Annotated in this window: 28 protein-coding genes and 1 pseudogene; 20 read left to right on the plus strand and 9 right to left on the minus strand. The window is 73.2% G+C overall.

Annotation, left to right across the window (positions count from 1 at the left end):
• Positions 1–377 (minus strand): annotated as a pseudogene (locus tag ACZ4WH_RS30845) (crotonyl-CoA carboxylase/reductase); the annotation flags it as partial.
• A gap of 131 nt (positions 378–508) precedes the next feature.
• The gene (locus ACZ4WH_RS30850; RefSeq protein WP_468186955.1) at positions 509–1,777 is read right to left on the minus strand and encodes an MFS transporter; all 1,269 of its coding nucleotides are present in this window, start codon (positions 1,775–1,777) and stop codon (positions 509–511) included.
• A gap of 134 nt (positions 1,778–1,911) precedes the next feature.
• On the opposite strand from ACZ4WH_RS30850, the gene ACZ4WH_RS30855 reads away from it, so the two are divergent.
• Together ACZ4WH_RS30855 and ACZ4WH_RS30860 are read left to right on the plus strand one after the other, a co-directional pair.
• Entirely contained in the window at positions 1,912–2,847 is a 936-nt protein-coding gene (locus tag ACZ4WH_RS30855; RefSeq protein WP_468186957.1) for a LysR family transcriptional regulator, read from the plus strand.
• 134 nt (positions 2,848–2,981) lie between these two features.
• On the plus strand, positions 2,982–3,218 hold the full coding sequence (locus ACZ4WH_RS30860) for a hypothetical protein (protein WP_468186959.1): 237 nt from the start codon (positions 2,982–2,984) through the stop codon (positions 3,216–3,218).
• Between the two features lie 164 nt (positions 3,219–3,382).
• Here the strand turns inward: ACZ4WH_RS30860 and ACZ4WH_RS30865 are convergent, their stop codons facing one another.
• Complete coding sequence (locus ACZ4WH_RS30865; protein ID WP_468187126.1) at positions 3,383–3,994, minus strand: Kelch repeat-containing protein; 612 nt, start codon at positions 3,992–3,994, stop codon at positions 3,383–3,385.
• Between the two features lie 244 nt (positions 3,995–4,238).
• Here ACZ4WH_RS30865 and ACZ4WH_RS30870 point away from each other — a divergent pair, with 244 nt between their 5' ends.
• The 4 genes from ACZ4WH_RS30870 to ACZ4WH_RS30885 all read left to right on the plus strand — a co-directional run bounded on the left by ACZ4WH_RS30870 (position 4,239) and on the right by ACZ4WH_RS30885 (position 6,194).
• Positions 4,239–5,063, plus strand: coding sequence for a MerR family transcriptional regulator (locus tag ACZ4WH_RS30870; protein WP_468186961.1), 825 nt, complete (start codon positions 4,239–4,241; stop codon positions 5,061–5,063).
• 8 nt (positions 5,064–5,071) lie between these two features.
• Positions 5,072–5,224, plus strand: coding sequence for a hypothetical protein (locus ACZ4WH_RS30875; protein ID WP_468186963.1), 153 nt, complete (start codon positions 5,072–5,074; stop codon positions 5,222–5,224).
• 89 nt (positions 5,225–5,313) lie between these two features.
• Positions 5,314–5,553 (plus strand): hypothetical protein, encoded by a 240-nt coding sequence (locus tag ACZ4WH_RS30880; RefSeq protein ID WP_468186966.1) that lies wholly within the window; start codon positions 5,314–5,316, stop codon positions 5,551–5,553.
• Between the two features lie 122 nt (positions 5,554–5,675).
• The gene (locus ACZ4WH_RS30885) at positions 5,676–6,194 is read left to right on the plus strand and encodes a SixA phosphatase family protein (protein ID WP_468186969.1); all 519 of its coding nucleotides are present in this window, start codon (positions 5,676–5,678) and stop codon (positions 6,192–6,194) included.
• Between the two features lie 30 nt (positions 6,195–6,224).
• Here the strand turns inward: ACZ4WH_RS30885 and ACZ4WH_RS30890 are convergent, their stop codons facing one another.
• On the minus strand, positions 6,225–7,190 hold the full coding sequence (locus tag ACZ4WH_RS30890) for a DMT family transporter (RefSeq protein ID WP_468187129.1): 966 nt from the start codon (positions 7,188–7,190) through the stop codon (positions 6,225–6,227).
• A 29-nt stretch (positions 7,191–7,219) separates the two neighbouring features.
• A complete protein-coding gene (locus ACZ4WH_RS30895; RefSeq protein WP_468186971.1) occupies positions 7,220–7,825 on the minus strand; it encodes a TetR/AcrR family transcriptional regulator in 606 nt (201 codons plus the stop codon).
• Between the two features lie 617 nt (positions 7,826–8,442).
• On the opposite strand from ACZ4WH_RS30895, the gene ACZ4WH_RS30900 reads away from it, so the two are divergent.
• Positions 8,443–10,041 carry a phytoene desaturase family protein gene (locus tag ACZ4WH_RS30900; RefSeq protein ID WP_468186973.1) on the plus strand — a complete coding sequence of 533 codons (1,599 nt, stop codon included), beginning with the start codon at positions 8,443–8,445 and terminating at the stop codon, positions 10,039–10,041.
• Between the two features lie 390 nt (positions 10,042–10,431).
• On the opposite strand, the gene ACZ4WH_RS30905 is transcribed toward ACZ4WH_RS30900, so the two are convergent.
• The 3 genes from ACZ4WH_RS30905 to ectA all read right to left on the minus strand — a co-directional run bounded on the left by ACZ4WH_RS30905 (position 10,432) and on the right by ectA (position 12,342).
• Entirely contained in the window at positions 10,432–10,752 is a 321-nt protein-coding gene (locus ACZ4WH_RS30905) for a hypothetical protein (protein WP_468186976.1), read from the minus strand.
• Positions 10,753–10,954: 202 nt separating this feature from the next.
• Positions 10,955–11,785, minus strand: coding sequence for an enoyl-CoA hydratase-related protein (locus ACZ4WH_RS30910; protein WP_468186979.1), 831 nt, complete (start codon positions 11,783–11,785; stop codon positions 10,955–10,957).
• Positions 11,782–12,342 (minus strand): diaminobutyrate acetyltransferase, encoded by a 561-nt coding sequence (gene ectA, locus ACZ4WH_RS30915; RefSeq protein WP_468186982.1) that lies wholly within the window; start codon positions 12,340–12,342, stop codon positions 11,782–11,784. The genes ACZ4WH_RS30910 and ectA overlap by 4 nt, the downstream gene beginning before the upstream one ends.
• Positions 12,343–13,310: 968 nt before the next feature.
• Here ectA and ACZ4WH_RS30920 point away from each other — a divergent pair.
• From ACZ4WH_RS30920 to ACZ4WH_RS30980, 13 genes are all read left to right on the plus strand, one after another.
• Positions 13,311–13,580, plus strand: coding sequence for an acyl carrier protein (locus ACZ4WH_RS30920; RefSeq protein WP_468186984.1), 270 nt, complete (start codon positions 13,311–13,313; stop codon positions 13,578–13,580).
• The gene (locus tag ACZ4WH_RS30925) at positions 13,577–14,839 is read left to right on the plus strand and encodes an acyl carrier protein (RefSeq protein WP_468186987.1); all 1,263 of its coding nucleotides are present in this window, start codon (positions 13,577–13,579) and stop codon (positions 14,837–14,839) included. The genes ACZ4WH_RS30920 and ACZ4WH_RS30925 overlap by 4 nt, the downstream gene beginning before the upstream one ends.
• Positions 14,836–16,410: a class I adenylate-forming enzyme family protein gene (locus ACZ4WH_RS30930; RefSeq protein WP_468186990.1), complete on the plus strand. Its 1,575-nt coding sequence runs from the start codon at positions 14,836–14,838 to the stop codon at positions 16,408–16,410. Before ACZ4WH_RS30925 ends, ACZ4WH_RS30930 begins: the two co-directional genes overlap by 4 nt.
• Positions 16,403–17,719 carry a type III PLP-dependent enzyme domain-containing protein gene (locus tag ACZ4WH_RS30935; protein ID WP_468186993.1) on the plus strand — a complete coding sequence of 439 codons (1,317 nt, stop codon included), beginning with the start codon at positions 16,403–16,405 and terminating at the stop codon, positions 17,717–17,719. The genes ACZ4WH_RS30930 and ACZ4WH_RS30935 overlap by 8 nt, the downstream gene beginning before the upstream one ends.
• A gap of 80 nt (positions 17,720–17,799) precedes the next feature.
• A complete protein-coding gene (locus ACZ4WH_RS30940) occupies positions 17,800–18,057 on the plus strand; it encodes an acyl carrier protein (RefSeq protein ID WP_468186995.1) in 258 nt (85 codons plus the stop codon).
• The gene (locus tag ACZ4WH_RS30945) at positions 18,054–19,223 is read left to right on the plus strand and encodes an acyl-CoA dehydrogenase family protein (RefSeq protein ID WP_468186998.1); all 1,170 of its coding nucleotides are present in this window, start codon (positions 18,054–18,056) and stop codon (positions 19,221–19,223) included. The genes ACZ4WH_RS30940 and ACZ4WH_RS30945 overlap by 4 nt, the downstream gene beginning before the upstream one ends.
• Positions 19,216–19,992 carry a 4'-phosphopantetheinyl transferase family protein gene (locus tag ACZ4WH_RS30950; protein ID WP_468187000.1) on the plus strand — a complete coding sequence of 259 codons (777 nt, stop codon included), beginning with the start codon at positions 19,216–19,218 and terminating at the stop codon, positions 19,990–19,992. Before ACZ4WH_RS30945 ends, ACZ4WH_RS30950 begins: the two co-directional genes overlap by 8 nt.
• 28 nt (positions 19,993–20,020) lie before the next feature.
• On the plus strand, positions 20,021–21,034 hold the full coding sequence (locus ACZ4WH_RS30955) for a hypothetical protein (protein ID WP_468187003.1): 1,014 nt from the start codon (positions 20,021–20,023) through the stop codon (positions 21,032–21,034).
• Between the two features lie 5 nt (positions 21,035–21,039).
• On the plus strand, positions 21,040–22,674 hold the full coding sequence (locus tag ACZ4WH_RS30960; protein ID WP_468187006.1) for an amino acid adenylation domain-containing protein: 1,635 nt from the start codon (positions 21,040–21,042) through the stop codon (positions 22,672–22,674).
• Position 22,675: 1 nt separating this feature from the next.
• Positions 22,676–23,176, plus strand: a complete 501-nt coding sequence (locus ACZ4WH_RS30965; protein ID WP_468187009.1) for a flavin reductase family protein — start codon at positions 22,676–22,678, stop codon at positions 23,174–23,176.
• Positions 23,177–23,248: 72 nt separating this feature from the next.
• The gene (ectB, locus tag ACZ4WH_RS30970) at positions 23,249–24,484 is read left to right on the plus strand and encodes a diaminobutyrate--2-oxoglutarate transaminase (protein WP_468187012.1); all 1,236 of its coding nucleotides are present in this window, start codon (positions 23,249–23,251) and stop codon (positions 24,482–24,484) included.
• A 61-nt stretch (positions 24,485–24,545) separates the two neighbouring features.
• Positions 24,546–25,466 carry an ectoine hydroxylase gene (gene thpD / locus ACZ4WH_RS30975; protein WP_468187015.1) on the plus strand — a complete coding sequence of 307 codons (921 nt, stop codon included), beginning with the start codon at positions 24,546–24,548 and terminating at the stop codon, positions 25,464–25,466.
• 40 nt (positions 25,467–25,506) lie between these two features.
• Positions 25,507–25,917: an ectoine synthase gene (locus tag ACZ4WH_RS30980; RefSeq protein ID WP_468187018.1), complete on the plus strand. Its 411-nt coding sequence runs from the start codon at positions 25,507–25,509 to the stop codon at positions 25,915–25,917.
• Positions 25,918–25,924: 7 nt separating this feature from the next.
• On the opposite strand, the gene ACZ4WH_RS30985 is transcribed toward ACZ4WH_RS30980, so the two are convergent.
• Positions 25,925–26,230 (minus strand): LysR family transcriptional regulator, encoded by a 306-nt coding sequence (locus ACZ4WH_RS30985; RefSeq protein ID WP_468187021.1) that lies wholly within the window; start codon positions 26,228–26,230, stop codon positions 25,925–25,927.
• Positions 26,231–26,288: the final 58 nt, after the last annotated feature.

The raw sequence follows: 26,288 nt of genomic DNA on the forward strand, positions 1-26,288 counted from the left end.
ACGCCCGCGAGGTCGGAGCCGATGATGTGGTACGGCAGGTCATGGCGCTTGGCCAGCTCGTTGGTGCGGCCGTAGCGCTCCAGGAACCCGAACGTCGGCAGGGGCTCGAAGATCGAGGTCCACACCGAGTTGTAGTTCACCGAGGAGGCCATGACGGCCACCAGGGCCTCTCCGGGGCCGAGTTCGGGCAGCGGCACCTCCTGAAGGTGCAGCGACTTGCGCGGGTCCTTGTCGCGGGTGTGCATTCCCGCGAACATGTCCGTCTCGTCCTTGTGGACGGTGATCGCGCGGTAGGACTCGGGCAGCGGCAGGGCGGCGAAGTCGGCCGGCGTGGAGTCGGGCGACTGGATCGCGTCCAGGATGTCCTTCACGGTCACGGTGTTGCCTCCGGCTCGGTATGACGTCGGGCACGTCCCGTTCGGTGCTGAGCTGACGCGTCGACCGTCGCAGGCCACGATGGACGCCGGATGAGCGGCCGATCACAGCGGCTCCTCGCCGTGGCGGGACGTCAGACGTGGCTCGGGGCCGGTTCCGGGTCGGGGAGGGGCGTCGCCGCGCGGCGGGGCAGCAGCAGCGGGGTCGTCAGCACGAGTACGCCGGCCAGGCCGATGGCCGTGCGCGGGCCGAGCAGGGCGCCCAGGACGCCCCAGACGGCCGTCAGGAGCGCGGTCGAGGCCTTGGTCGTCACCGTCCAGGCGGACAGCGTGCGGGTGACCCGGTCGGTCGCGGTGCGCTCCAGGCGGTAGGTGGCGTAAACGGGGTTGAAGACCCCGCAGCAGAAGATGAGGCCGAACTCGACGCCCATCACCACCAGCAGCCCCCCGGTACCCGGCCCGGTGAAGGCGAGGCCGACGGGCCAGAGCGCGCGCAGCGCCCCGGACACGACCAGGACGCGGTGCTGCCCGAACCGGGCGGCGAGGGGGCGGGCCAGCCGTGAGCCGAGCAGCCCGCCGATCGAGGGCGCGGCGAACGCGAGGCCGTACTGCCACGGCGTGAACCCGAGCCGGCCGAGCATCAGGACGGCCAGCAGCGGCTCGGCGGCCATCACCAGACCGTTGAACAGGGCGGTGTTGAAGAACAGCGGGCGCAGCGTCGCGTCGGCGAGGATGTACCGCCAGCCGTCGAGCAGATCCCCGGGCCGCATGCGCGCGGTCCGGCGGCGCCCGGGCCGCGGTTCCCGCCCGCCCATCGCGCGGATGCCGAGGGCCGAGAGCAGGTAGCTGACCGCGTCGGCCACCACCGTCGCCACCGGGCCGAGGAGCCCGGTCGCCGCGCCGCCCAGCGGCGGTCCGATGATCGTGGTCGTCCAGGCCGTGGACTCGAACCGGGCGCTCGCGACGAGCAGGTCCTCGGCCGGCAGCAGCGTCTTCAGGTACGCGCCGGAGGCGGCGCGGAAGGTGATGTCGGCCGCCGCGACGACGACCGAGACCAGCAGGAGCTGGAGGAAGGTGAGCGCGCCGAACGCGAACGCGGCGGGGATCGTCAGCAGCGCCGCGCACCGCGCCAGGTCCATCGCGATCAGCACGGGCCGCTTGCGGCGGAACTCCACCCACGGGCCGAGCGGCACCGCCACGGCCGCGCCCACCGCGGCGCCCACGGAGGAGAGCGCGGCGACCTCAGCCGGCCCGGCGTGCAGCACCTGGATGGCGATCAGCGGGAACGCGCCGAAGGCGAGCCAGGTGCCGAGCGCGCTGGTCCCGTACGCTGCCCACAGCCACCCGAACCGCCGCCCCAGCCGGTGTCCGAGCAGCTGTCCCAGCCGGTGCCCGCTCCTCATGCCCGACGCCCCCTCGTCCCTCATCCGTACAACCGATCCGCGACCGGAAGCATCAAAGCGAGCGCCACGGCCTGGGATCAAACAACCGCGGAGCCGTCGGCCACAACTGATGGTTGTACCTCTAGGGTGTCGGTATGGACCTCGACGCCGTCCGGACCTTCGTCGCCGCCGCCGACGCGGGGCGGTTCCAGGAGGCCGCCGCCGAGCTGGCGGTCACCCAGCAGGCCGTCTCCAAGCGCATCGCCGCGCTGGAGCGCACCCTCGGCGTACGGCTGTTCACCCGCACCGCGCGCGGCGCCGAGCTGACCATCGACGGGCAGGCGTTCCTTCCGCACGCGCGCGAGCTGCTGCGCGTCGCCGAGCGCGCGGTCACGTCCGTACGCAGCGGTCGCCGGCCGCTGCGCGTCGACGTGATCGCCTCGCGCGTCGCGCCGTCGGGCCTGATGCGCGGCTTCCACCGCGCGCACCCCGAGATCGACCTCGACGTGGTGATGCTGTTCGACGTCGAGACGGCCGTCGCCGCCCTCCGCTCCGGCACGATCGACGCGTCCTTCCGCGCCGTCACCGCGCCCGGTCGGCCCCTTCCCGAGGACATCGAGTCCGTCCGGGTGCTCGACGAGCCGCTCCAGCTCCTCACGGGCCCCGGCCACGCGCTGGCGGGCGCCCGCGCGGTGCCCCTCGCCCAGCTCGCCGGGCACCGGATCTGGATGCCCGGCATCGTCCCCGGTACCGAGTGGGCCGCCTACTACGACGACCTCGCCGCCGAGTTCGGCCTCACCATCGAGGCGACCGGCCCCAACTTCGGCTCCGACGCGCTCCTCGACACCATCGCCGACACCCCGGCCCTGGCCACCTTCATGGGTGAGCACACGAGCCTCGTCTGGCCCGCCGGCCACGGTCTGCGCCGCATCCCGGTGACCGGCCCGACGCCCGTCTACCCGCACTCGCTCCTCTGGCACCGCGACAACCCGCACCCGGCGCTGGCCACCCTCCGCGCCCACCTCGCCGCCACGACGGCCGGCCGCGACGCCGCCGGGACCTGGGCGCCGGACTGGGTGATTCCGCGCTGATGTCCGCCGCGTCCACGACCGCCGTGGCCGACCAGGGCCGCGTATCGCCGAGTGCTCCCATGGTGATCGGCCGTTGATCGAGGCTTGCCAGCATCGACGCAGAACACCCCACGGAACTCGGGAAGGAACCACTCATGGGCGAGTCCAACGGCATGCGCATCGGGGACCGGTGGCTGCGTCTGACGGCGGCGGGCATCGGTCTGCTGGCGCTGGCGGCCGGTGCCGTCGGGGCGATCGGCGCGCCGGCCCCCGCCTCGGCGGACGGCACGGCGGTGCACGTGGTGGCCGATGGCCTCGGGACGACGACCGGGGGCTCGGACCCGACGGACTGGAACAGCACGGGCTCCCGCGTGGGTGAACCCACCTCGTAGCACCACCGACGGGTCCACGCGGACCCACGGAGCACGACGCGACGGCCCCCGGCCCCCCGGACGCGCCCCGGGCGAGGGCCGCGTGGCCCGGCCGGGCATACGCACGGCCCCCGTCCCGGATGTGTCCGGGGCGGGGGCCGTGCGTATGCCCGCCGTGCGGTCCGCTACGAGGCCGTTCGGGACGGTACGCGCAGCCGGACCGGGATGTCCGGCACCCAGTAGGGGCCGTCGGTGGTCAGGGTCAGGGACGCCGTCCAGTCGCCGGGCCGGGGCAGCCGGCGCGGGTCGAGGGTCACCGTGAAGGTCGCGGTCCGCCCGGGCCGGAGCGTGAGGCGGTGCGGGTTCTCGGCCGGCCAGGGGACGTCCGTCTCGGTGCGGTCGTATCCCGGCAGGACGTCCACGGTGGTCACGGGGACGGGGAACCGGGGCTCGCCGCTGCCGCCCACCCGGTACAGGCCGGGTGCGCCGCCGCCCCGGTGGACGGCGGCCGGGGTGTCCGGCAGCCGCTTCCAGGCGTCCGTCCCGGGGTCGCAGGCGTAACCCTCCGCGGTGAGCACCCGGTTGGAGCCGACCCGCTTGAAACCGCCGGAGACGAGCAGCTGTCCGTTGGCGGCGGTGCAGGCGCCGGTCGCCAGGCCGACGGGCATGGCGGCGATGGGCTGCCAGCTGTCGGAGGCCGGGTCGTAGACGTGGGCGGCGCCGGTCTCCACGTGGTCGTGGACGCCGCCCGCACAGTAGAGCCTGCCGTCGACGGCGCCGCAGTTGGCCCAGCTGATGGTCCGCGGGTAGGCGGGGGTCCGCGACCGAGCGTCCGGGCCGCGGGAACGACGCCGTCACGCGGTGCCGTGACCGGTACCGGGCCGTACCCCGGACAGAGCCGCCCCCAACGGCCGCCTGGCGACAACCGGCTCGAAGTGGCAGCGGGTCGTGCACGAGGCCCATCCGCGTTCTCGCCGTTCCCTGGCAGCCGAGTAGCTTCTTGACCCTCACACCGTGTCAGGCGATCAGCTCGGAGACATCATGTTCACCATCGGAGACTTCGCCCGGCACGGCCGCGTCTCGGTCCGGATGCTGCGTCACTACGACGCCACCGGCCTGCTGCGCCCGGCCCACGTCGACCCCGCCAGCGGCTATCGCCACTACACCGCCGCCCAGCTCGCCCGCCTCAACCGGATCATCGCGCTCAAGGACCTCGGGTTCACCCTCCAGCAGGTCCGGGACATCGTGGACGAGAAGGTCAGCGCCGAGGAGCTGCGCGGCATGCTGCGGCTGCGGCGGGCCGAACTGGAGAGCGCCATGGCCGCCGCGGGAGCACGGCTGGTCCAGGTCGAGGCGAGGCTCCGAGCGATCGAGAGCGAGGGGCACATGCCCACGAACGACGTCGTCGTCAAGAGCGTCCCCAGCGTCCGGGTGGCCGAGCTGACCGCGACCGCCGCCGGCTTCCAGCCCGAGGACATCGGCCCGGTCATCGGACCGCTCTACGACGAGCTGTTCCGCCGCCTGGACTCGGCGGGCGTCAGGCCCACGGGCCCCGGTGTCGCCTTCTACGAGGACGCGCCGGAGGGCGGCGGCAGGATCACCGTCCACGCCGCCGTCCAGGTCCGCGCTCCTCTCCAGGACGGCGGCGCCTTCCGCGTCCTCGACCTGCCGGCCCTCGACCAGGCGGCGACCATCGTGCACCGCGGCTCGATGGACACCGTGCTGCCCACCGCACAGACCCTGGCCCGCTGGATCGACGCGGGCGGCTACCGGTCGGCCGCTTACCCCCGCGAGGTCAGCCTGGAGTGCCCCGAGAACCGCGACGACTGGGTGACGGAACTACAGGCACCGGTCACCCGGACCTGATCCAGCTGATGCGTGGCGGCCACGGCCTGCTGCTCGACCGGACCGGCCGGCTCTCGGTGGCCGGCTGGACGGACCGGGCCGGCCATGTCGCAGAGGCCGGCGAAGACCGGCGGCATCTGCTCGGCCACCCGCCGAAGTGGTTCGGCGCGGCTGTGAGGTGAGCGGGCGGGTGAGGCACCTTCCGGTTCGGCTTGCCAGTCTTCCGGGGTGCTGGCGGGCGCCTTGGCGATGCTCTGCATAGCATCCTTGTGTGACAGACATTCCGGATGAATTGGTCGAGCTGGAACGCTCCTGTGAAGCGGAGCGCGCGAAGCTGGCCGGCCTGTGCGGTGAGGAGTACGACGCCCAGTGGCGGGCGTGGCGAGGGGCGGCCGAGGCTTTCCAGACCGCTCTGTCCGCGTATGCGGCGGGCGAGGGCGGGTCGCGGTACGAGCTGGAGCAGGCCGTGAAGAGTGCGGTCCGGCGCACGCAGGAGGATCCGGCGCCGTAGCCGCACGGGACGGCTGTCGCACGCCGGCGAGGGCGGGCCACAGTCGTCGGACTGACCCGTGCGGCCGAATCCGGCGCTGTCCGCCCTGGCCGGAGGCTCGCCGGGTGCCAGGATGGGCCGCTATGAGTGCTGACGCCGTCCGCCGTGTGGTGATCCTCCGCCACGCCAAGGCCGACTCGCCCGGCGGGGACGATCACGAGCGCCCGCTCGCCGAGCGCGGGCGCCGTGACGCGCCCGTCGCCGGTCGCTGGCTCGCCGGCTCCGGCGTCACCCCTGACATGGCTCTGTGCTCGACGGCCGTGCGCTGTCGCGAGACCTGGAAGCTCGCGGTGTCCGAGCTGCCGGAGCGGCCCAGGACGGTGTACGACGAGCGCCTGTACGAAGCGTCGCTCGGTGAGCTGTTCGCGGTCGTCAACGAGGTGTCCGACGAGGTCCGCGACCTGGTGCTCGTCGGCCACAATCCGGGCACGCACGCCCTCGCCGACGCCCTCACCGGCGAGGCGGAGGGCGATCTGCTGGCCCGCATGAACCGCAGCGGCTTCCCCACCTCCGCGATGGCCGTCATCACCTACGACGGCTCCTGGCCGGCGGTGGAGCACGGTGTCGGCCGGCTGGTCGCCTACTGGGCCCCTCATGCCTAGTCGAGGCCCAGGTCCGGCATGCCCCTGTGCTCAGTCCGTCGCCCGGTCGGGGGCGCTGGTGAGGACGGCTGTGACCGGCGGTGCCTCGTCGGGGGCCGCCGCCCCGGCCGGGTTCTCGGAGTGGTTCCGTCGGCGCGGGGCCGCGGTGAGGACGGTGAGGCAGGCGATGACCAGGGCTATGCCTGCCCAGCCCGCGGCGGGGAGGCGTTCGCCGACGATCAGGACGGCGAGTACGGCCGCGACGGCCGGTTCCAGCAGGGAGAGCGTGGTGGCGGTGCTGGCGGGTATGTGCGCGAGGCCCCAGCCGAACAGGACGTAACCGGTGAACATGGGGATCAGGGCCATGTACGCGCCGACCGCCGCGTTGGACCAGGAGCTGACGAGCGGGGCGCCGGTGGCCAGGAGGACGGGCAGGAGGAGCAGTCCGCCGAGTCCGAAGACGGCGCCCATCGCCGCGCGGGAGGGTGTCCGGCGGGTGATGAGCCGGTGCGCGGCCCAGGAGTACAGAGCGTAGGTGGCGGCGGCGACCAGGCCGAGGCTCACGCCGAGCAGCGTGCCGGCCACGGACGCCTGGTCCGTGCCGTCGCCCGCGTGCGCGGCCTCGGCGACGCACAGCAGGACGGTGCCGAGCAGGCCGAGGGCGGCGGCGATCGTCCAGCGGCGGGTGAGCCGGCGGCCGTCGACGACGCGTTCGATCAGTGCCGAGGCGAGCGGGGCGGTACCGAGGGACACCACGGTGCCGACGGTGACTCCGGCCAGGTGCATGGAGCTGTAGAACGCCAGGGGATACACCGCGACGGAGGCGGCGCCGAGGAGTACCGTGCCGCGCTGCTCACGCAGGCGGCGTGCGTGGCGGGCGATCCGCGGGGCGGCGACGAGGGCTTGGAGAAGTCCGCCCAGGCCCATGGCGACGGCGCCGATGGCGAGCGGGCCGACCTCCGGGGCGAGTGTGGCGGCCGTGCCCGTCGTACCCCACAGGACGGAGGCCGCCAGCACGCACAGGGCGCCGGTCCCGGCGGACCGGTTCACAACCGGTCCAGCAGGGTGGCCGCCATGGAGCGGGCGCGCTGGAGGCGGTCGCCGTCGCCTTCCAGGCCGGCGCGGGCCATCGCGCCCTCCAGGAGGAAGGCCAGGTGCTCGGCCGTCGCCCGGGCCTCGTCGGGGCGCTCGGGCAGCAGCTCCTCCAGGTGGCCGGCGATGAGCCGCTCGACCTCCTCCTTGTGGGCGCGCACCACGGCACGGCCCTCGTCGCCGGCCGGAAGCTCGGCGGCGGCGTTGAGCAGTCCGCAGCCGCGGAAGCCGCGCTCGTAGGCGAAGGCCGCGTGGTCGGCGTAGGCGTCGAACACCGCCAGCACGCCGTCCCTCGGGCCCCGGGCGTGCTCCAGCCGGGCCCGGTACAGGCCGAGCCATTCTTCGTGCCGGGCGTCCAGGTAGGCCCTGACCAGGTCGGCCTTGGAGGAGAAGTTGTTGTAGAGGCTCATCTTCGCCACGCCGGCCTCGGCGGTGATCGTGTCGATGCCGGTCGCCGCGACGCCGTCGGCGTAGAAGCGGCGAGCCGCCGCCGCGAGGAGGCGTTCGCGGGCCGGGCGCCGCCTCGCGCTGTCCGTTGCACTCACGTCGGTCTCGCTCATCTCCAAGTTAGGTAGGTCGGTCTACCTAGCATAGGGCTGCACAGGACGTTCTGGGAACCGAGCTTCGCCGGTGACCGCCTCACCGCGCGCGAAGGAACCCTGGCGGGCGCCGCGCCTGCCGCACGGTCCTCGGGAGATCAACGCTTGTCAGCCGTCGGACTCCAGCGAGGGGTGAGCTGAGCGCGCACCTGGACGGGATCGCTGCACCACCCCGGACAGGTCGCGGAGATCTGCGCGCGGAAGGACCTGGCGGACCTGGTCGCCGCCGACACCCCGCTCGGACCCGAGCAGACCGCCGCCCGCCTCGGCGTGCGCCGTTCCGACTCCGACCACATGGTGCGGCTCGGACGGGTCCGCTCCCCGCAGTCGATCGAGGTCCGCTTCGGCACCTCGCGGGCCGGGGCCGTCGACTGAGCGACGTCGGCCCGGCGGCGCCCTACCCGGGGCCCGGACACGCGCCTACGGGTGGGCTGCTCCCTTTGGAAGTGCCCGGTTCCCGGGAGGAAGGTTGATGGGAGGTGGTGGGAGGCAGGGTCGCGTCCCCGCCCCCGCCGGCCGAGTGACGACTCCTGCGGACCTCCCGCGGCCACGGCCCAGGGATCGAGGAGGCTGATGAGATGACAGGTGCGGTCGACGCTGTCGTCGTCGGTTCCGGTGTGAACGGCCTGGTCGCCGCCGCCGAGCTGGCCAAGGGCGGCTGGTCGGTGGCGCTCGTCGAAGGGAGCCGCCGGCTGGGCGGCTTCATCGCCACCGAGGAACGGACCCTGCCCGGCTACCTGCACGACACCTACTCCTCGTGGCACCCGCTGTTCGTGTCCGGCCGGGCCTATGCCGCGCTCGGCAAGGACCTGCACCGCCACGGTCTGGAGTACCGCAACACCGACGGCCTCGTGACGGGCACCGTCACCGACGACGGCCGCGTGGTCCTCGCCCACCGCGACCCCGCGGCCACGGCGGAGACGTTCGGCCACGCGGAGGACCGGGCCGCCTACCTCGCCATGCTGCAACGGTTCCTCGACAACATCGACGCAGTGGGCGGCATCCTGGGCGACGAGCTGCGCTCGCCGCGCGTGCTCCGCCACGTCGTGAGACTGCTGCGCCGCGAGCGTTTCAGCGGTACCGAGGCATGGCTGCGGGCCACCGTCACCAGCGGCCGCTCGTATTGCCGCAGCGCGTTCCGCGGCGACGAGCCGGATGCGCTGTGGGCGCCGTGGCTGCTGCACGCCGGACTGTCCCCGGACCACGCCTCGGGCGGCCTGATGCTCCCCGCCATCGCCGCCGCGCTGCACGGTTTCGGCGTCCCTGTCGTGGCGGGCGGCGCCCACCTCTTCGTCCGCGCCTTCGAGAGGCTGCTCGGCGAACTGGGGGTGGACATCCGCACCGGGCAGCCGGTGGAGCGGCTGCTCCTCACCGACGGCAGGGTCACGGGCGTGGTCGCCGGCGGCGGGAGCATCCGGGCCCGCCACGCCGTCCTGGCCTCCGTGACCCCGACCGCGCTGTACGGCCGGCTGCTGCCGCCGGACGCCCCGGTCCCGCCCGCTGTCCGCGACCGGGCCCGGCACTACCGCTACGGACGCTCCGCGATGCAGCTCCACGTCGCCCTCACCGCCCCGCTCCGCTGGCACGACGAGCGCCTGGCCGGCGTACCCCTGCTCCACCTGACCGACGGGTCGGCGAGCACCGCGATCGCTTGCGCGGAGGCCGAGGCGGGCCTGCTGCCGCGCAGGCCCACGGTGGTCGTCGGCCAGCGGTACGTCCTCGACCCGCCGCGCGTGCCGGAAGGCGCGGCCGCCCTGTGGATCCAGCTCCAGGAACTGCCGTACGAGCCGATCGGCGACGCGGCGGGCGAGCTGGACGCGGCGGGCCGCTGGACCGGGGAGCTGACCGAGGGATACGTCCGCCGGGTTCTCGAACGCATCGCCCGCCATGCCCCGGATCTGCCGGACAAGGTGCTCGCCTGGGACGCCGTCACACCGCCGGACCTGGCCGCGTACAACCCGAACGCGGTGGCCGGCGACCCCTACGGCGGTTCGGCCGAACTCGACCAGAACCTGCTGTGGCGCCCGGTGCCCGGCGCCTCCCGGCACGCCACGCCCGTGCGCGGCCTGTGGCACATCGGTGCCTCCACCCACCCCGGCCCCGGGCTCGGCGGCGGCTCGGGACACCTGGTGGCACAGCGGCTCCTCCGCGGCACGCGCCGGAACAACCGCCGCTGACCCGGGCCCGGCGGATGAGGCGGGCACGCGGCCACCGCGTTGTCATAACAAGACCCGGTTCGGCCGGTGCTCTGCCGGAGCCCCAACCACTCCGACGGAGCAGCTGCCTTCCGCGTGGACCGCGTGCTGCTGTCCCACCTGGGCTCAGCCCTCGGCCGAGGGCTGGACGCCGGTTCTCGCCGACACCCCGGCTTCGGCGGTCCGCCGCTCGCGACGCCGGACGAGTCTCTGCCGTCGCTGCCGCTGCCCGGGCAACGCTCGGTCACCGCGACCGGCGCCTCGTCGGGCGGCCGGGGGCTGAGAGAGAGTGGCCCGCATGTGCGGTCGATACGCCTCCACCCGGCGCCCGCGGCCCACGACGGAGGAACTGAGAGGGGTCCGCGGCCTCGTTCACGCCGCGACCATGCGGGTCCGGGCGGGCGGGCGGTGCAGGGAGTCGTCGGGCCGCGGGACGCGGGTGGCGAGCCGGAGGCGGGTGGCGGTGGCCGCGCACCGGAAGGCGTAGATCCTGTGCAGGACGGCTTCGCGCTGCGCGGCGGACCCGGTCGGGCCGTCGAGCACGAGGTCCATACGGTGGCGCTCCTCGGGCGAGCCGTCGGGGGCGAGGTGGGTGACGCGGAAGGAGCACAGCAGGAGACCGCGGGCGGACGGGCGCAGCAGGCGGCAGCTGATGTGGCTCTCGGGGTAGTGCACCTCGATCGTGTTTTCCACACAGGACATACGCAGGGCGGGGGCGACGCGCGGATCGCACATCATGAGTGCGAAGCGCGGGGCCAGTCCGCGGACCAGGGCGGGGCCCCCCCCCCCCCCCACCGCAACGGATTCGTTCATGTGCCTCGCTCCTCGAGGATCGGTGCCGTAGGGCCCCTGCCGAGGGACGCCGGGTGCCGGGCCGGCCGGCGGGGCGCGCGGCTCAGGGGGCGGCCGTGCTCCGGAGGTGGGTGCCATCGCCGGTCACGGCCGGGCGCCGCAGCCGGGCGGCCATGGCCTGACCCAGGCCGTCGGGTCCTGTGTGGACGGTGTTCCAGCGGGCGCAGTGGTCGAGACCGCGTCGCGTACCGTCCTGGTGGACGAGGTCGAGGGTGCGCTTGATGCCCTCCATGACGTGGGCGGGATGCCGGCGCAGGTCGTCGGTCAGTTCCCGGGCCGCCCGGCGCAGGGCCGCCGCGTCCGGGTACAGGTCGTTGACCAGGCCGATGCGCAGCGCCCGGGCCGCGTCGATGGCGCGGCCGGTGAACGCCAGTTCCCGCAGGTGTCCTTGGTTGATCAGCAGGGGCAGCCGTTGCAGCCCGCCGAGGTCGGCGACGACGCCCAGCTCGGCCTCCGGCAGGGCGAACCGGGCGGTGCCGGTGGCGTAGCGGATGTCGCAGGCGCCCGCCAGTTCGAGGGCGGCCCCGGTGCACTCGCCCTCGATGAGCGCGACGACGGGTTTGGGGCAGTCGGCGACGGCGCTCACCGCCCGCTGGAGGAGGCGCACGTCCTCGTCCATGAAGGAGGGGTCCCCCGAGCGCTGGGCCCGCCGCAGTCGTACGACGTACCAGCGCAGGTCCATGCCCACGGAGAACGTCCCGCCCGCACCGGTGAGGGCGATGGCGCGGATGTCGTCGCGCCGGCGGGCGCCTTCCATGAAGAAGTACAGCTCGTCCCAGAAGGAGCCGCCGAGTGCGTTCCCCGTGCCGCTGCCGACCACGGTGACGAAGGCGAGTCCGTCCTCCAGCGTGACGTGGAAAGGCGCGTCGCTCATCGCGCGTGCGCCGCGAACGCGGGGGCGGCCGGGACGGGGGCCGGTACGGCGGGGGTCATGCGGTACAGCACCTCCGGGGGATGGGCCTGGCGTCCCTCGTCACCGGCGAAGTCCTTGGCGGCGAAGAGGACTTCGGTGTGGATGTCGAGGCCGCGTTCGTGGGCGAACCTGCGGAGCATCAGGGCGACCGCGCGGTTGCCGGGGTTGACCGTGGTCTCCACGCAGGTGACCCCGTGGCCGGCGGCCCGGTCGGCCAGCTCGTGCATCATCCGCACGGCCAGGCCCGGGGCGCGGTGACCAGGATCGACAGCCGACTGCCAGGCCATCAGGGTGTCAGGGCGGGAAGGGCGGACGTAGGCGGTGACGAAGCCGATGATCCGGCCGTCGCCGGTCTCCGCGACCACGGACGTCCCGGCGAAGTCGCGGAACCAGAGGTGGTAGTAGTACAGGCTGTTGGTGTCGAGGATGTCGGAGTCGCGCACCAGTCGCCAGACCGCCGGAGCGTCCGCCGGGCGAGGGGCGCGCAGGGTGACGAGCGGCGTGAGGGAGTCGTTCATGAGCGCCTTTCAGTTGTTCGAGGGGCCTTCGAAAGAAAACAGGGCAGGCGTCGACCGACTTCGGTGGGGGTTTTTCCGCACGGTGTTCCGCGGAGACATGCTGTATTCCGCAGAGACGCGCCGTGTTTTTGCGGAGCTTTGCCGCTGCTTCGAATAGGGCACGACCGGTGACGGTGAGGCAACCGCGCGATGCCAGAACCCTCAAAAAACACTTGCACACCCCAGCTTGTTGACGCAAGGCCATAGTGGGAGCCTCAGCTTCCTGGCTTGTTCTTTGCTGCGGCAGGCACGTTTCGGCTCGTCCCGACCAGCGCTTCGCGGCTTGGCCGGCGGTGTGCGACATGGGTGATCAAGGGCTTGGTCAGCAGCTCCCGGGCATTCGGCAGACATTTACCCAGTGATCTTCACCAGTCAGCCGGAAAGGGAAGGCACCCCTCCGGTGCCGCTTTTTAGACACTCCGCGATTCGTTCGCATGGACCGAGGCAGACTGGCTAGTCGTACGTTGCTCACGCAATCTCCCTGCACGATCCCGCATCGCGGGAATGACGACGGAACGAGAGCAATATGAAGTGCACCTCTCGGTACCGGACCCCCGACGCCGAGGTAGTTCGGCCCGCATGTCCTTGTCGTCGCCGCACCACCGCCTCCTGAGTGGCTCGCGGTAAATTGCCGTACGAGCCGGACGGAAGACCCACCGGCCGGTAACCGGTCGCCCGGTCGCCGACCGGCACTCGGGCAGCGCTCCCCGGTACCCGCACCAGGCGGTCCGCACCGCCGTCCGCACTCCGTCACCCGGGTCATTCCGGTGCTCGCGAGCTGTACCGCCCGCCCGCCCACCCGGCGCCGGAATCCCCCCTCACCCGAGCCGGCCCGGCGCCCATAGCCCGCACCGGCGCGGCCGATGGCGCTCCCGCGCTCCACCCGCCCGCCCCCCTTTCCGCTGCCGACGCGGAGGAGACCTCCACTGATGACCACGAACGACGTCCTGCGCGCCCTGACGCCCCTGATCCGCGCGCACACCGAACACCTCCCCGCCGCTCCGTCCGCGCTGACCGCCGGCACCCGGCTGGAGCAGGATCTGCGGATGGACTCGATGGCGATCGTGCAGGTCCTGGAAGACATCGAGGAAACCTTCGGCCTCACCATCCCCGACGAGCGGCTCGCCGGCGTCTACACGGTCGGCGACCTGGTGGACATCGTGCGGATCACCCGCGAGGCGCCGGAGCGGGTCGCATGAGCGCGCCGGCGGGCCCCTGTACGAAGGCCTCCGACGCCGTGGCCGACCCGCTCGTCGAGGCCATCCGGGGCATCGACACCACGGCGCTGGACTGCATCCAGGTCAACGCCGCCGTCCTGGCCGACGCACAGCACGGACTGGGCGCCCACCTCGAACTCGGCGGCCGGCTGGCCTTCGCGCCGCGCGCCGGAGCCCACGGACCCCTGCCGACCGTCGAGGAGCCCGCGGCCGACCGGATCGAGCGGATGGGCGACCTGCTCGGCCTGGTCCTGGAGACCGGGCGGCCCGTGACGGACGGACGGGCGCTGCTGGACCTGCTGCCCGAGGACGGCAGCCCGCTGTATGTCGTCGGCGACGCGTTCCGCATGCCGTGGCTGCCTTACCACGACCACCAGCACATGGACCACAGTGTGCTGCTGCGGGCCGTGGACGGGGGCGCACGCGTGGAGGCGGTGGACGCCTATGACAACGAGACGCCCTACGGCCGGGCGGAGCCGGTGGTGTGCTCCTACGACCGCGCGCAGGCGGCCGCGCTGTTCGACGGCTCTCCCGCCCTGCCGGTGTCGGTGCGCACCGCGCCGCCCGCCCGCTCGCCGGTGTCCGAGACCTTGGCCCGCAACGCCGAGGACGGTCGGCGACTGCTGGCCGGTGACGCCCCCGAGCGTTACGCCGCCGCCTTCCGCGACCACCCGGACCAGCAGGGGGCGTGCGCGGACCTGCTGCTGGAGACCTGGCTGCTGAGCCGGTCACGACGGCTGCACGCGGCCTGGGCCGCTCACCACCTGCCGGGATCTCCCCTCGCGAGCGCCGCCGCCGACCGGGCCGCCGCCTGGGACACCCTGGCCGGCCAGTGCTACCTGGCCGCGCGCCGCGTGCAGCGCGGCCGTCCCGTGCCTCCGCAGATCCACCCCGCCCTCGCCGAACTGCTGCGCGCGGACGCCGAGTCCGCCGTGCGCGCGGCCACCGAGCACCCAGGAGAGGCCATGTCCCACGAGCCCGCACAGGTGCGTCGGACGGTGGTGCACAGCGTCGCCGACGTCCTGGGCGCCGCCCCCGAGGCCGTCGCCGCCACCGACGACCTGAGCCGACTCGAGGGCTTCGCCTCCTTCCAGATGGTGGAGACGGTGGAACGGCTGGAGGACGCCTACGGCGTGGAGTTCGCGCCCGAAGACCTCGACGCGGCCGTCCTGCGCAGCGTCGAGGGCCTGGTCGGCCTCGTGCTGCGCACCACCGCCGGAGCGGAGGTGGCGCACGCGTGAACACCCGCCCGTACGCCACCGTGCTGCACGAACTGCTCGACCTCCCCGGTGCCGGTCCCGACGCCCCGGCGGTCACCTGCGGCGAGGTGACCCTCAGCCGCGCCGAGCTGGTCCAGGCCGCCCACCGCTGCGCGGCGGCGCTGCGCGCCCGCGGACTGCGGCGCGGCGACCGGCTGGTGGTGACCAGTGACAGCGGTCCCGTCCTGGTGCCGCTGCTGTTCGGGGCATCACGGCTCGGCGTCGTCTTCTCCGTCCTGCACGAGCAGGTCCGCGGTGACGTCCTGCGCCACGTGCTCGCCGACTGCGAGCCGGCCCTCGCCGTCGCCGCGTCACCCGCCACGCGGGACGCCGTGCGCGAGGCGGGCGTCGCCGTGGCGGCTCCCGAGGACATGGACGACCTGTCGCCGACCGGACCTGCGGCCGGCACCACGGGCCCGGCCGAGGCCGCCCACGCCGACGTCACCGCCGACGCCTCCGGCACCGGCCTCGCCGCCACCGACGGCCCGCTGCCCGTCGACCCGGTGTGCCTCATCTACACCTCGGGCACCACCGCGATGCCCAAGGCCGTGGTCTCCACCCACCAGCAGATGATGTTCGCCGTCCACGCCATCGCCGAGCGGTTGGCGTACCGCGCCGACGACGTCGTCTACTGCCCGCTGCCGCTCTCCTTCGACTACGGCCTGTACCAGGTCTTCCTGTCCGCGCTCGCGGGCAGCCACGTATGGCTCGGATCGGCCACCGAGTCCGGCCCCGCGCTCCTGGCCAACCTGGTGCGCAGCCGGGCGACCGTGCTGCCGGCGGTACCGCCGGTCTCCGCCGCACTGGTGCGTCTGCTGCGCCGCCGACCCGACGCGGAACGTCCGCCACTGCGGCTGCTCACCAACACCGGCGCCGCGCTGCCCGCCGACATCCCGCACGCCCTGCGCGAGGAACTGCCCGGACTGCGCGTGCAGTTGATGTTCGGTCTCACCGAGTGCAAGCGGCTCACCATCTCCGAACCGGACGAGGACGCGATCCGCCCCGGCAGCTGCGGGCTGCCGCTGACCGGCACCGAGGTGTTCGTGGTGGACGAGGCCGGGCGGCGGCTCCCGGCCGGCGAGGTAGGCGAGATCACCGTCCGCGGACCGAACGTGATGGCCGGCTACTGGCGCCGCCCCGAACTCACCGCCGCCCGGTTCCCCCGGCGCGACGGGCTCTTACCCGAACTGCGCACCGGCGACTACGGCTGGACCGACGAGGACGGGCGGCTGTACTTCGCCGGTCGGCGCGACGACATCTACAAGCAGGACGGCTTCCGGGTGAGCGCCATCGAGGTCGAGGCCGCCGCCCGCCGGCTGCCGGACGTGGACACCGCGGCCGTCCTGCCGCCCGACGGCACCCGCCCCGAGGCGGTCCTGGTCGTCGCCGGCACGGCCGACCCCGCCACCGTCCTGCCCCGGCTGCGCGAGCACCTGGAGGACTACAAGGTGCCCCGGATCTGCCACGGGGTCGACGCGCTGCCTGTCAACGCCAACGGCAAGACCGCGAAGGCCGTGCTGGCCGGGCGGCTCGCGGAGGCAGGCCGTGACTGACATCGCGCCGCACGGCGGGCCCGTGACCGGAGACACCCCGGCGTCACACCCGTCCGACGCTCCCGTCCCGCCCGGCACCACGACACCGGCGTACCACTACGACCTGACCGCGGTGCGCTCCGCCCACGCCCGGCTGCGGACCTGGCTGCCGCGGCCGAGTGAGCTGTACTACTCGCTCAAGGCCAACCCGCACCCGGCCGTGGTGTCCGCGCTGTACGCCCTGGGCTGCCGGGCCGAGGTCAGCTCGCCCGGCGAGCTGGACGCCGCGCTGGAGGCCGGGGTGCCGCCCCGCGACATCCTCTACACCGGCCCCGGCAAGCGCGACGAGGACCTGGACAAGGCGCTGGGCGCGGGGGTCCGCGACTTCGCCGTGGACTCCGAGCACGGCATCACCCAGCTGGACCGGGCCGCCGCCCGGCACGGCACGAACGTCACCTACCTGCTGCGTGTCAACCCCGGCGGCGGCAGCCGCGGAGCCGGACTGCGGATGACCGGGGGCCCGTCGGCGTTCGGCGCCGACGCCGAGGACGTCACCGCCCACCCCGAGCGGTACACGGGCGGCGAACACGCCCGCATCGACGGCCTCCACCTCTACCTGGCCACCAACATCGCCGACGAGGACGCGCTCGCTGACTCCTTCGCGGAGGCGATCGGCGTGGCCCGCACCTTGCGCGGGGTCCTCCCGGTTCCGCTGCGCACCATCGACCTCGGTGGCGGTTTCGCCGCCCCCTACGCGCGCGCCGGGGACCTGCCCGCCTACCCGGGGCTCGCCGACCGCCTGACGCGCGAGCTGGATGTGGCCCTGCCCGGCTGGCGGCGGAACGCGCCCACGGTGGCCTTCGAGTCGGGCCGCTACCTCACGGCCACCTGCGGGCGGCTGCTGACCCGCGTGCTGGACGTGAAGAACTCCCACGGACAGCGGGTCGTGGTGCTGGACGCCGGCATCAACCACCTCGGCGGCATGGCCGGACTGCGCCGGGTGCCACCGCTGCACCCCGACGTGGTCCGGTCGGACGGCACCCCGGCACCCGGCGCCGGTACCGGCGACCCGGGCCCGGCGGACCCCGCCGAGTCCCCCGGCCCCGCCATGATCTGCGGTCCGCTGTGCACCCCGCTCGACACCTGGGCGCGCTCGCACCCGCTGCCCGCCGTCGCCCCCGGCGACCTGCTGGCCGTACCCAACACCGGCGCCTACGGCCTGCACGCCAGCCTCGCGCTCTTCCTCGGCCATCCGGCCCCGCTGGAGGTCGTCACCGAGGACGGCGTGGTGTTGCGCAGCGACCGGCTGACCTTCGTCCGCCGCGACTGACCAGCGGCCGGCTCCCCGGGACCACCCGAGGACCGCCCCCTCCCGCACGCACTTCTCACCCATCCCTCAGGAGACCCAGCATGGACCAGGCTTTCGTCGACACCCTCCGCCCCCACCTGCGCTACCTCACTCCCGAGCAGGAGCTGCGGCCCGAGGACCGGCTGCGCGACCTGGGGCTCAACTCCATGCAGGCCATCGATCTCGTCTTCGACCTGGAGGACAACTGCGGGGTGACCCTCCCCGACGACCAGCTCACGGACGCCAACTTCGAGACCGCCGGCAGCCTGTGGGCCGCCGTGGAGAGCGCCCGCTCCGGCTCCCTCCAGGACGCCCGGTGAAAGCGCTCGGCGCGGCACTCGCCGAGCGGCTGACGCCCGTGCTGCGCGCGGTCGAGCGGCATGCCGCCGAGAGCGACGAGAAGGCGGCCTTCCCGCTGGACGCACTGACCGCGATGCGCACCTCCGGATTCCTGGGGCTGCTGGTCCCGGCCCGCTACGGCGGCCTGGACGGCACGGTGCCCGACCTGCTGGGCGCCTCCCAGCTGATCGCCCGCCACGACATGTCGGCCGCCATGGTGTTCGCCATGCACGGCCAGCAGGTCGCGGCGCTGGTCCGCCACGCCTCCGAGGAACTGCGCGAGCGGGTCCTGCCCGACGTCGCCCGGGGCGACCTGTACCTGGGGTCGGTGACCACCGAGGCCGGCAAGGGCGGCCACCTGCTCAGCTCCGGCACGGACACCCGGCGCGCGGGCGACCTCGTCGAACTGGACCGGATGGCGCCGATCGTCACCGGCGGCGCCCACGCCGACGCCTACCTGATCACCGTCCTCGCGCCCGGCGCCACGTCCGACAGCCAGGTGTCCCTGGTCTACGCCGAGCGGGAACAACTGGATGCGCAGGTCCTCGGTGGTTGGGACCCGCTGGGCATGCGCGGAACGCACAGCGTGCCGATGCGCTTCACCGGAGCGGTGCCGCACGACCAGGTCGTGGGCGGGCACGGCGACTTCCGCCGGGTCATGGTCGACGTCTTCGCGCCCCTGGCCCACCTCGGCTGGAGCGCCTGCTGGCTGGGCACCGCGGCCGGGGCCCTTTCCCGCACCCTGCGGCTGCTGCGAAGCCCCGAGGAACGCCGCCGCCGCGACCTCAAGAGCGAGCTGCTGCTGACCCGGCTGTCCCGGTCCCGCCAGCGCATCGACACCGTGCAGGCCATGCTCAGCCACGCCGCCGACGTGTACGTCTCGCTGCCCGAGCGGGAACGCGGCGGCGCCCCCTGGCAGTTGCTCGTCAACGCCCTGAAGGTGACGGCCTCCGAGCAGTGCCCGGCCGCCGTGGACGAACTGATCGAGCTGGTCGGTCTGCGCCACGGCTATCTGCGCCACCAGCCGCTCGGCCTGGAGCGCGCCCTGCGCGATCTGCGGTCCGCCTCGCTGAACTACGGCAACGACCGGCTGCACCTGGCCAACGGCTCGCTCAGCCTGCTGGACCAGGAGACCACCCTTGCCTGACACCGTCCCCCTCCCGTCGGCCGCCGCGCCCTCCGCCCGGTGCCGGCCGGCCGGCCCGGCGGCCCGCCTGTGGGCACCGGCTCCGGGCGTCGTCGTCGCCCTGGCACCCGCGGACGCCGTGTTGGCGGCGCCCTCGGCCGTACGGCGGCTGCGCCCCGAGGAGTACCGCTCGGCCGCCGGCATGGCGGCCTGGCGGGCCCGCGAGCACCTGGCCGGCCGGGCGCTGCTGCGGCTGCTGCTCGCCGGGGTGGCCGGCGAGGGCGATGCCCGCGCCCCGGTCGTCCCCGAGCCGGCCGGCCGCCCCCGGCTGTCCGGTTGCCCGGACACCCATGTGAGCATCTCGCACAGCGGCCCGTACGCGGCCGCCGCCGTGGCCACCGGACTGGACGTCGGCGTCGACGCCCAGGTGCCCCGGCCGCCCTCGGCCGCCCTTCTGCGCCGCTGCTGCGCACCCGGAACGGCGGCACGTCTGGCGAACCTGCCGCCCGAGCGGGCCGCTCTCGCCTTCGCCCGCATCTGGACCGTCCAGGAGGCGTGCGTGAAGGCGCGCGGCACCGGCCTGTCCGGCGCGCCCTGGCGGGTGCGCGCCGGCCCGGGCGGCCGGACCGGCACCTGGGGGGCACTGCACTGGCGACGACCGCCCTGGCAGGACGCGGCCGGCGCCGAACCGGTCGCCCTGGCCTGCGCCTTCGGGCCGCCCGAGGCACACCCCGCGCACCCGGCGGACGTCTCCGGCGGCCGCCCGGACCCGGCGCCGCGAACGTCCTGACCACCACGCCCGTCCTGCGGAGGACCCGATGCGTACCGATGTCACCCGCCCCACCAGCCGGGGGCTGAGCTGCTACACGGAGAACCTCGCCGGCTACCTGGCCGCGCGGGCCCCCGCCCGCGCCGATCTGACCGCCCGCTCCGTACGGCTCGCGGTCGACCCGGCCACCGGCCGCTTCTCGCACCACGACCGCGCCCTGAACGACCTGCCCGGCGGGCGCAGGCTCGCGTACCGGGGCGCCTCCGACGCCGAGGCGGCCCTCACCGGCATCGCCGCCGAACTGGCCGGGCACGGCCGGGTGCTGGCGGTCGCCGACAGCGGCGCGCTGCCCTGGCTGTCCGGCGCGGCGGACGCCCACGCGCCCCACCTGATCCTCGTGGACGGCCGTACGCCCGACGGGGGATGGCACGTGGTGGACGGCTTCACCGCCCTGTTCAGCGGCGGCGGGCACCAGGAGCCGTTCGCCGGAGAGCTGTCCGGGGCCGAGCTGACGGCCCTGCTGGCCTTCCCCCGGGGCCTGTCGGAGGTGCACCGCGCGCGCAACGCTCTTGCCTTCGGCTTCCCCGTCCCCACGCCGGCGCACGAGACGTACCAGTGGCTGGCCGAGGAACAGGGGACGACCGCGGAGCACCTGCCCGGCGGGCCCTGGCTGACCGGGGCCGCCGCGCTGGAGGAGACCGCCCGGCTGGTGCTGGCCGACCTGCGGGGCGACGGCGAGCGGGGCGTGCTGGAGGACGTCTGGGCGGCAGCGCAGCACCACGTGTTCCGCGACGCGCACCTGCTGGCGGCGGACGGGGCGCTGTCGCCCGAGGAACGCCGGGCCGTCGACGCCACCACCGCGAAGTGGCGCGAACTGCCCCGCCTGCTCCGCTTCGCCGCCAACTCGGCCCGCCGGGGCCGCCCCCGGCCGTCCCTGGTCACCGGCGCGTTCACCGCCCTCGCGGAACTCGAGGCGGCGGCCTCGCCGCTGCACGCCGCCCACGGCTACGGCATGCCCACGGCGCTCACCAACCTCTCGTCACACGCCGGGCAGGGGAGCTGATCGCGGTGCCGACATCCACGCTCACCCTGTGGGACCGCTTCGCCCGCACGGCCGCCCGCCACCCGGACCGCCCGGCGCTCGTCGCCGGGACCACCACACTCACCTACGCGCGGCTGCGTGCCCACGCCGAATCCCTGGCCGCCCGGCTCACCGCCGACGCGCCCCCGCCCCGCCGCATCGCCCTGCTGACGGCACGGACACCCGTCACCTACGCGGCCTACCTGGCGGTGCAACGGCTCGGTGCCGCGGTGGTGCCGCTCAACCCGGCAGCTCCGTCGGGCCGCAACGAGACCGTCGTACGACAGGCCGACGCGGCACTGGTCCTGGCCGACGCGACCGGCGACACCGGACCGGCGGGACGGGCCGCGCCCCTCCTCCCGGTCGCACTGACGGACCCGACGGACCCGGACGAAGTACCGGACCTTCGCGGCCTGCCCGGCCCCGGCCCGCACGACACCGCCTACATCCTGTTCACCTCGGGCTCCACCGGCCGGCCCAAGGGAGTGGTGATCCGGCACGCCAACACCGACGCCTACCTCGACCACGCGGTCGAACGCAGCGGCGCCGGGCCGGACAGCCGTCTCTCGCAGACCTTCGGCCTCACCTTCGACCCCTCCGTGTTCGACATGTTCGTGGCCTGGAGCACCGGCGCGGCCCTCGTCGTGCCCAGCGCGGACGACCTGATGGACCCGGCCGGATTCGTCCGGCGGCACCGGCTGACCCACTGGTTCTCCGTGCCGTCGGTCGTCTCGCTCGCGGCCCGGCTGCGCCGGCTGCGGCCGGACTCCATGCCGACGCTGCGCTACGCGGCCTTCGCCGGCGAACCCCTCACCCTCCGGCAGGCCCGCGCCTTCGCCGAGGCCGCGCCCGCGGCCCGTCTGGAGAATCTGTACGGCCCCACCGAACTGACCGTCACCTGCACCGGCTACCGCCTGCCGGCCGACCTGGCCGCCTGGCCGCACACCGCCAACGGCACCGTGCCCATCGGCACCGCCCATCCCGGCGCCGAGACTCTCGTCGTCGACGAGCGGATGCGCCCCGCCGACCAGGGCGAACTCCTCGTACGGGGCCCGCAGCGGTTCCCCGGCTACCTGGACGCGGCGGACGACCCGGGGCGGTTCGCCACCGGCGAGCCGGACACGGGACTCAGCCCCTACGAGGGCGGTCCGCTGACCGGCTCCCACTGGTACCGGACCGGAGACCGGGTGGCCCGCGACGGCGGCGGCGCCCTCGTCCACCTCGGCCGCCTTGACAACCAGGTCAAGATCAGTGGCTACCGCGTCGAACTGGGGGAGGTCGAGGAGGCCCTGCGCTCGTGCCCCGGTGTCGCCGACGCCGTGGTCGTGGCCCGCACCGAACGGTCCACCCCCGTCCTGGAGGCCGTCTACACCGGGGACGCTCCCGAGCCGGCGCCGCTGTTCGAGGCCCTGCACGGGCGGCTGCCCTCCTACATGGTGCCCCGCACCCTGCTGCGCCTGCCGGAACTGCCGCTCAACCTCAACGGCAAGACGGACCGCACGGCTGTACTCGCCGCCCTGGACACGGCCCGCCCGGCCGCGCCCGCCGGGCCTTGCTCTCTCCCTGGGAACCGGACCGCCACCGGCGCCCACCCCGCGCCCCTACCGGAAGGAACCCGGTGACGTGACCGCCACCCCTACCCGCACCGCGCTGCCCGACCGTGAGGAGTTCTGCTCCGCCATGGCACAGCTCGCCACCGGCGTCGCCGTCGTCACCACCGGCAGTCCCGACGGCCCGGTCGGCTGCACCGCCAACGCGGTGCTCTCACTGTCCACCGAGCCGCCTTCGGTGCTTGTCTCGCTCGCCAGCAACGGCCGCACTGTGCAGCACGTCTCTGCCCACGGCGGCTTCGCGGTCAACATCCTCAGCTGGCACCAGCGGGACCTGATGCACCGCTTCGCCCGGCTGCCGGCGGCGGAGCGTTTCCAAGGCGTTCCCTACCGGGACGAGGCGGGCTGCCCAGCCCTGGAGGGCACGGCCGCCACCGTGGTGTGCCGGCTCGACCAGGCGCCCACCGCACTCGACCACACCCTGCTGATCGGCCGGGTCCTGTGGACCGCGCAGGACCCCACCGCCCGGGCCCTGGTGCTCTACCAGCGCCGCCAGCACGCCGTCGCACTCTGATCGGTCCACGCCCGTCCCGCCCGTGCCGATCCACGGGCTCCTCCAGGGGGCAGCATGCTCACTTTCGAGACCATGGAATCAGAAGTCCGCAGCTACAGCCGGGCTTGGCCGGCTGTCTTCACCACCGCGCGCGGCGCACACCTGTACGACGAGAACGGCCGCGCCTGGCTCGACTTCTTCGCCGGTGCCGGAGCCCTCAACTACGGCCACAACCACCCTGAGCTGAAGAAGGCGCTGCTCGACTACCTGGGCCGAGACGGCATCACCCACGGACTGGATATGCACACCGCCGCCAAAGGTGCCTTCCTTGAGCGGTTTCGCGAACTGATCCTGCATCCACGCGGCCTCGACCACCGGGTGCAGTTTCCAGGTCCCAGCGGCACCAACGCCGTCGAGGCTGCGCTGAAACTCGCCCGCAAGGTCACCGGCCGCCGTACCGTGGCCTACTTCGATCGGGCCTTCCACGGGATGACACTCGGCTCGCTGGCCGTCACCGCGAACCCGGCCAAGCGCGCCGGCGCGGGCGTGCCGCTCCCCCATACCGCGCCGCTGCCCTATGACGACCCACGGGACGACGACGCCTCCGCCGTGGCCCGCCTCGAACAGGCCCTGGACGCCCAAGGCGAGCCTCCGGCGGCCGTCGTCGTGGAAACCGTTCAGGGCGAGGGCGGGGTGAACGTGGCCCGACCCGTATGGCTGCGCGAACTGGCCCGGTGGACCGCACAGCACGACGTCCTGCTCGTGGTCGACGACGTGCAGATGGGCTGCGGACGCACCGGTCCCTTCTTCTCCTTCGAAGAGGCAGGCATCCTCCCGGACATCATCTGCCTGTCCAAGTCGATCAGCGGTTACGGACTTCCCATGGCGCTCACTCTGATGAGGCCCACATTGGACGCCTGGAAGCCGGGCGAACACAACGGGACGTTCCGTGGCTGCAACCCGGCCTTCGTCACGGCAGCCCGCACGCTGGAACTGTTCTGGTCAGATCACAGCCAGGCCTCCCGGACCGCACAAAGGGCCCAGTGGGTCGGCCAGAGTCTGCGGGAGACCGCCCGTAGGCACGGTCTGCGGGAGCCCCGGGGCAGGGGCCTGGTATGGGCACTGCCCTTCGACGAGCCGGCGATGGCGCGCCAGGTGGGCGCGACCGCTTACGAACTCGGGCTGTTGGTGGAGACCGCGGGCTTGCACGACGAGGCCGTCAAACTCCTTCCTCCGCTGACGATCGCCGACGACGAACTCGCGAGGGGGTTGACGATCCTCGACGAAGCGGTCGGCGCGACCCTCGAACGCTCAGGCCTGGCCGCTTGACGCCGGGGCGGATACCGCACCGACGACACCGAAACACCGGAATCCCCATCAGGAGGACACCATGACCTCGATCCAGGCACCTGCCGTGGACAGGTATCTCACTCGGGTACCGGAGAAGATTCCCTCACGGCAGCGGGAGGAACCAGTCGTCTGGGGCACGCAGGACGGGCCTCTCAGCAGCGAAAACCTCGCCTTCTACGAGCAGAACGGCTTCCTCCAAGTCGACTCGCTCCTCACCGCGGACCAGGTACGACGCTGCCACGAAGAACTGGACCGCCTCAAGCACGCCCAGGACCTGCTCGCCTCGGAGTTGATGATCCGGGAGCCGCATTCACAGGACATCCGGTCCATATTTCGGGCGCACCAAGTCAGTGAGGTGTTTGCGGATATCATCCGCTCACCCCGCCTGGCCGACATGGCGCGCCAAATCCTCGGATCGGACGTTTACATCCACCAGAGCCGAGTCAATTACAAGCCGGCATTCGGAGGAGCGGAGTTTGACTGGCATTCCGACTTCGAGACGTGGCATGCAGAGGATGGGATGCCGCTGCCGCGGGCTTTCAGCATCTCCATCTCACTCACCGAGAACTACGAGTTCAACGGGCCCCTCATGGTGATCCCCGGATCCCACAAGACGTTCGTTCCGTCAATCGGCGAGACACCCGCAGAAAATCACCGGACCTCCCTGAAGACCGCGCGCCTCACCATCGGAACGGTCGACCACGAGATACTGACGAGCATGGCCCGAGAGAAAGGTATAAGGCAGGTGACCGGCCTCGCCGGATCGGGCGTTTTGTTCGACTGCAACATACTGCACGGGTCGAACGGAAACATAACGCCTTTCCCGCGGTCCAACATATTCATCGTCTACAACAGCATCGAGAACAAACTCAGGGCGCCCTATTACGCACCGAAAGAGCGGCCTCACTATCTGGCCGACCGGGAGTTCCACATCGTGCCGCGGCACGCAGCGTCCCAGTGACCAGCCCCCGCCTTCAGCAGCATCAGGAGGAACATTGCTAGTGACATCACTCGAGAACGTCGACGGAACCGACCGGGACGTCAGCGGGCCGGGATGGCGCAGCCGGCGCCTCCTCCTGGCCGCCGACGGAGTCGGCTACTCCCTCCATGACACCGTCATGGAGGCGGGCACCGAGACCTACATGCACTACGTGAACCACATCGAAGCCGTCTACTGCGTCTCCGGTCAAGCCGAGTTGATCAACGAGGAGACGAAGGAAGTCCACCGGCTGGGCCCCGGGACCCTCTACGTCCTCGACCGTCACGACCCGCACACCTTCCGGGCGCTCACGGAAGTACGCAACGTATGCGTCTTCACACCAGCCCTCACAGGACAGGAGACACACGACGCGAGCGGCGCGTACCCCTCAGCGGCCGACATGGCGGGCATGGACAACCTCTCGGCCCAGTAGCCCCTGCTCAACGCGGGCGCGCCAGGGCTTCCTGCGCCGCCCGCGCCCTGAGCGCCCTCAATCCGTCCGCGACCAGGCTCTGGCCGGCCTGACGCGCAAGTTGCCTGAGCTGTTGCGAGACGGCGGACGGCGACAGATTCAGGGCCTGAGCTGCCGCTGTCACCAGAATCGGCGTGCCCTGCGTGCGGCTGGCCTGTGGGGCCGTCCGAAGACGTGATCTCCCGCCGCCATTCCGTCTCCGACGGAACCATCTGTACACGCGCTGCGTCCGCGGTCTGCTGCGGGTATGGCACAAGCCCATCCGGGCATCCATGCCACGGCTGGTCGTCGCGGGACCCGATCAGACTTCAGGCACGCATTGCGGCGTGTTC

The organism is Streptomyces sp. NPDC029138 (genome assembly GCF_055564375.1).

What these genes read in the sequence shown, in the direction of transcription:
- ACZ4WH_RS30955 (WP_468187003.1), top strand. Translation starts at nt 20,021, where the DNA reads ATGCGTACCGATGTCACCCGCCCCACCAGCCGGGGGCTGAGCTGCTAC.
- ACZ4WH_RS30895 (WP_468186971.1), bottom strand. Translation starts at nt 7,825, where the DNA reads ATGAGCGAGACCGACGTGAGTGCAACGGACAGCGCGAGGCGGCGCCCG.
- ACZ4WH_RS30860 (WP_468186959.1), top strand. Translation starts at nt 2,982, where the DNA reads ATGGGCGAGTCCAACGGCATGCGCATCGGGGACCGGTGGCTGCGTCTG.
- thpD (WP_468187015.1), top strand. Translation starts at nt 24,546, where the DNA reads ATGACCTCGATCCAGGCACCTGCCGTGGACAGGTATCTCACTCGGGTA.
- ACZ4WH_RS30920 (WP_468186984.1), top strand. Translation starts at nt 13,311, where the DNA reads ATGACCACGAACGACGTCCTGCGCGCCCTGACGCCCCTGATCCGCGCG.
- ACZ4WH_RS30850 (WP_468186955.1), bottom strand. Translation starts at nt 1,777, where the DNA reads ATGAGGAGCGGGCACCGGCTGGGACAGCTGCTCGGACACCGGCTGGGG.
- ACZ4WH_RS30925 (WP_468186987.1), top strand. Translation starts at nt 13,577, where the DNA reads ATGAGCGCGCCGGCGGGCCCCTGTACGAAGGCCTCCGACGCCGTGGCC.
- ACZ4WH_RS30870 (WP_468186961.1), top strand. Translation starts at nt 4,239, where the DNA reads ATGTTCACCATCGGAGACTTCGCCCGGCACGGCCGCGTCTCGGTCCGG.
- ectB (WP_468187012.1), top strand. Translation starts at nt 23,249, where the DNA reads ATGGAATCAGAAGTCCGCAGCTACAGCCGGGCTTGGCCGGCTGTCTTC.
- ACZ4WH_RS30940 (WP_468186995.1), top strand. Translation starts at nt 17,800, where the DNA reads ATGGACCAGGCTTTCGTCGACACCCTCCGCCCCCACCTGCGCTACCTC.
- ACZ4WH_RS30985 (WP_468187021.1), bottom strand. Translation starts at nt 26,230, where the DNA reads ATGGATGCCCGGATGGGCTTGTGCCATACCCGCAGCAGACCGCGGACG.
- ACZ4WH_RS30910 (WP_468186979.1), bottom strand. Translation starts at nt 11,785, where the DNA reads ATGAGCGACGCGCCTTTCCACGTCACGCTGGAGGACGGACTCGCCTTC.
- ACZ4WH_RS30900 (WP_468186973.1), top strand. Translation starts at nt 8,443, where the DNA reads ATGACAGGTGCGGTCGACGCTGTCGTCGTCGGTTCCGGTGTGAACGGC.
- ACZ4WH_RS30855 (WP_468186957.1), top strand. Translation starts at nt 1,912, where the DNA reads ATGGACCTCGACGCCGTCCGGACCTTCGTCGCCGCCGCCGACGCGGGG.
- ACZ4WH_RS30885 (WP_468186969.1), top strand. Translation starts at nt 5,676, where the DNA reads ATGAGTGCTGACGCCGTCCGCCGTGTGGTGATCCTCCGCCACGCCAAG.
- ACZ4WH_RS30875 (WP_468186963.1), top strand. Translation starts at nt 5,072, where the DNA reads ATGCGTGGCGGCCACGGCCTGCTGCTCGACCGGACCGGCCGGCTCTCG.
- ectA (WP_468186982.1), bottom strand. Translation starts at nt 12,342, where the DNA reads ATGAACGACTCCCTCACGCCGCTCGTCACCCTGCGCGCCCCTCGCCCG.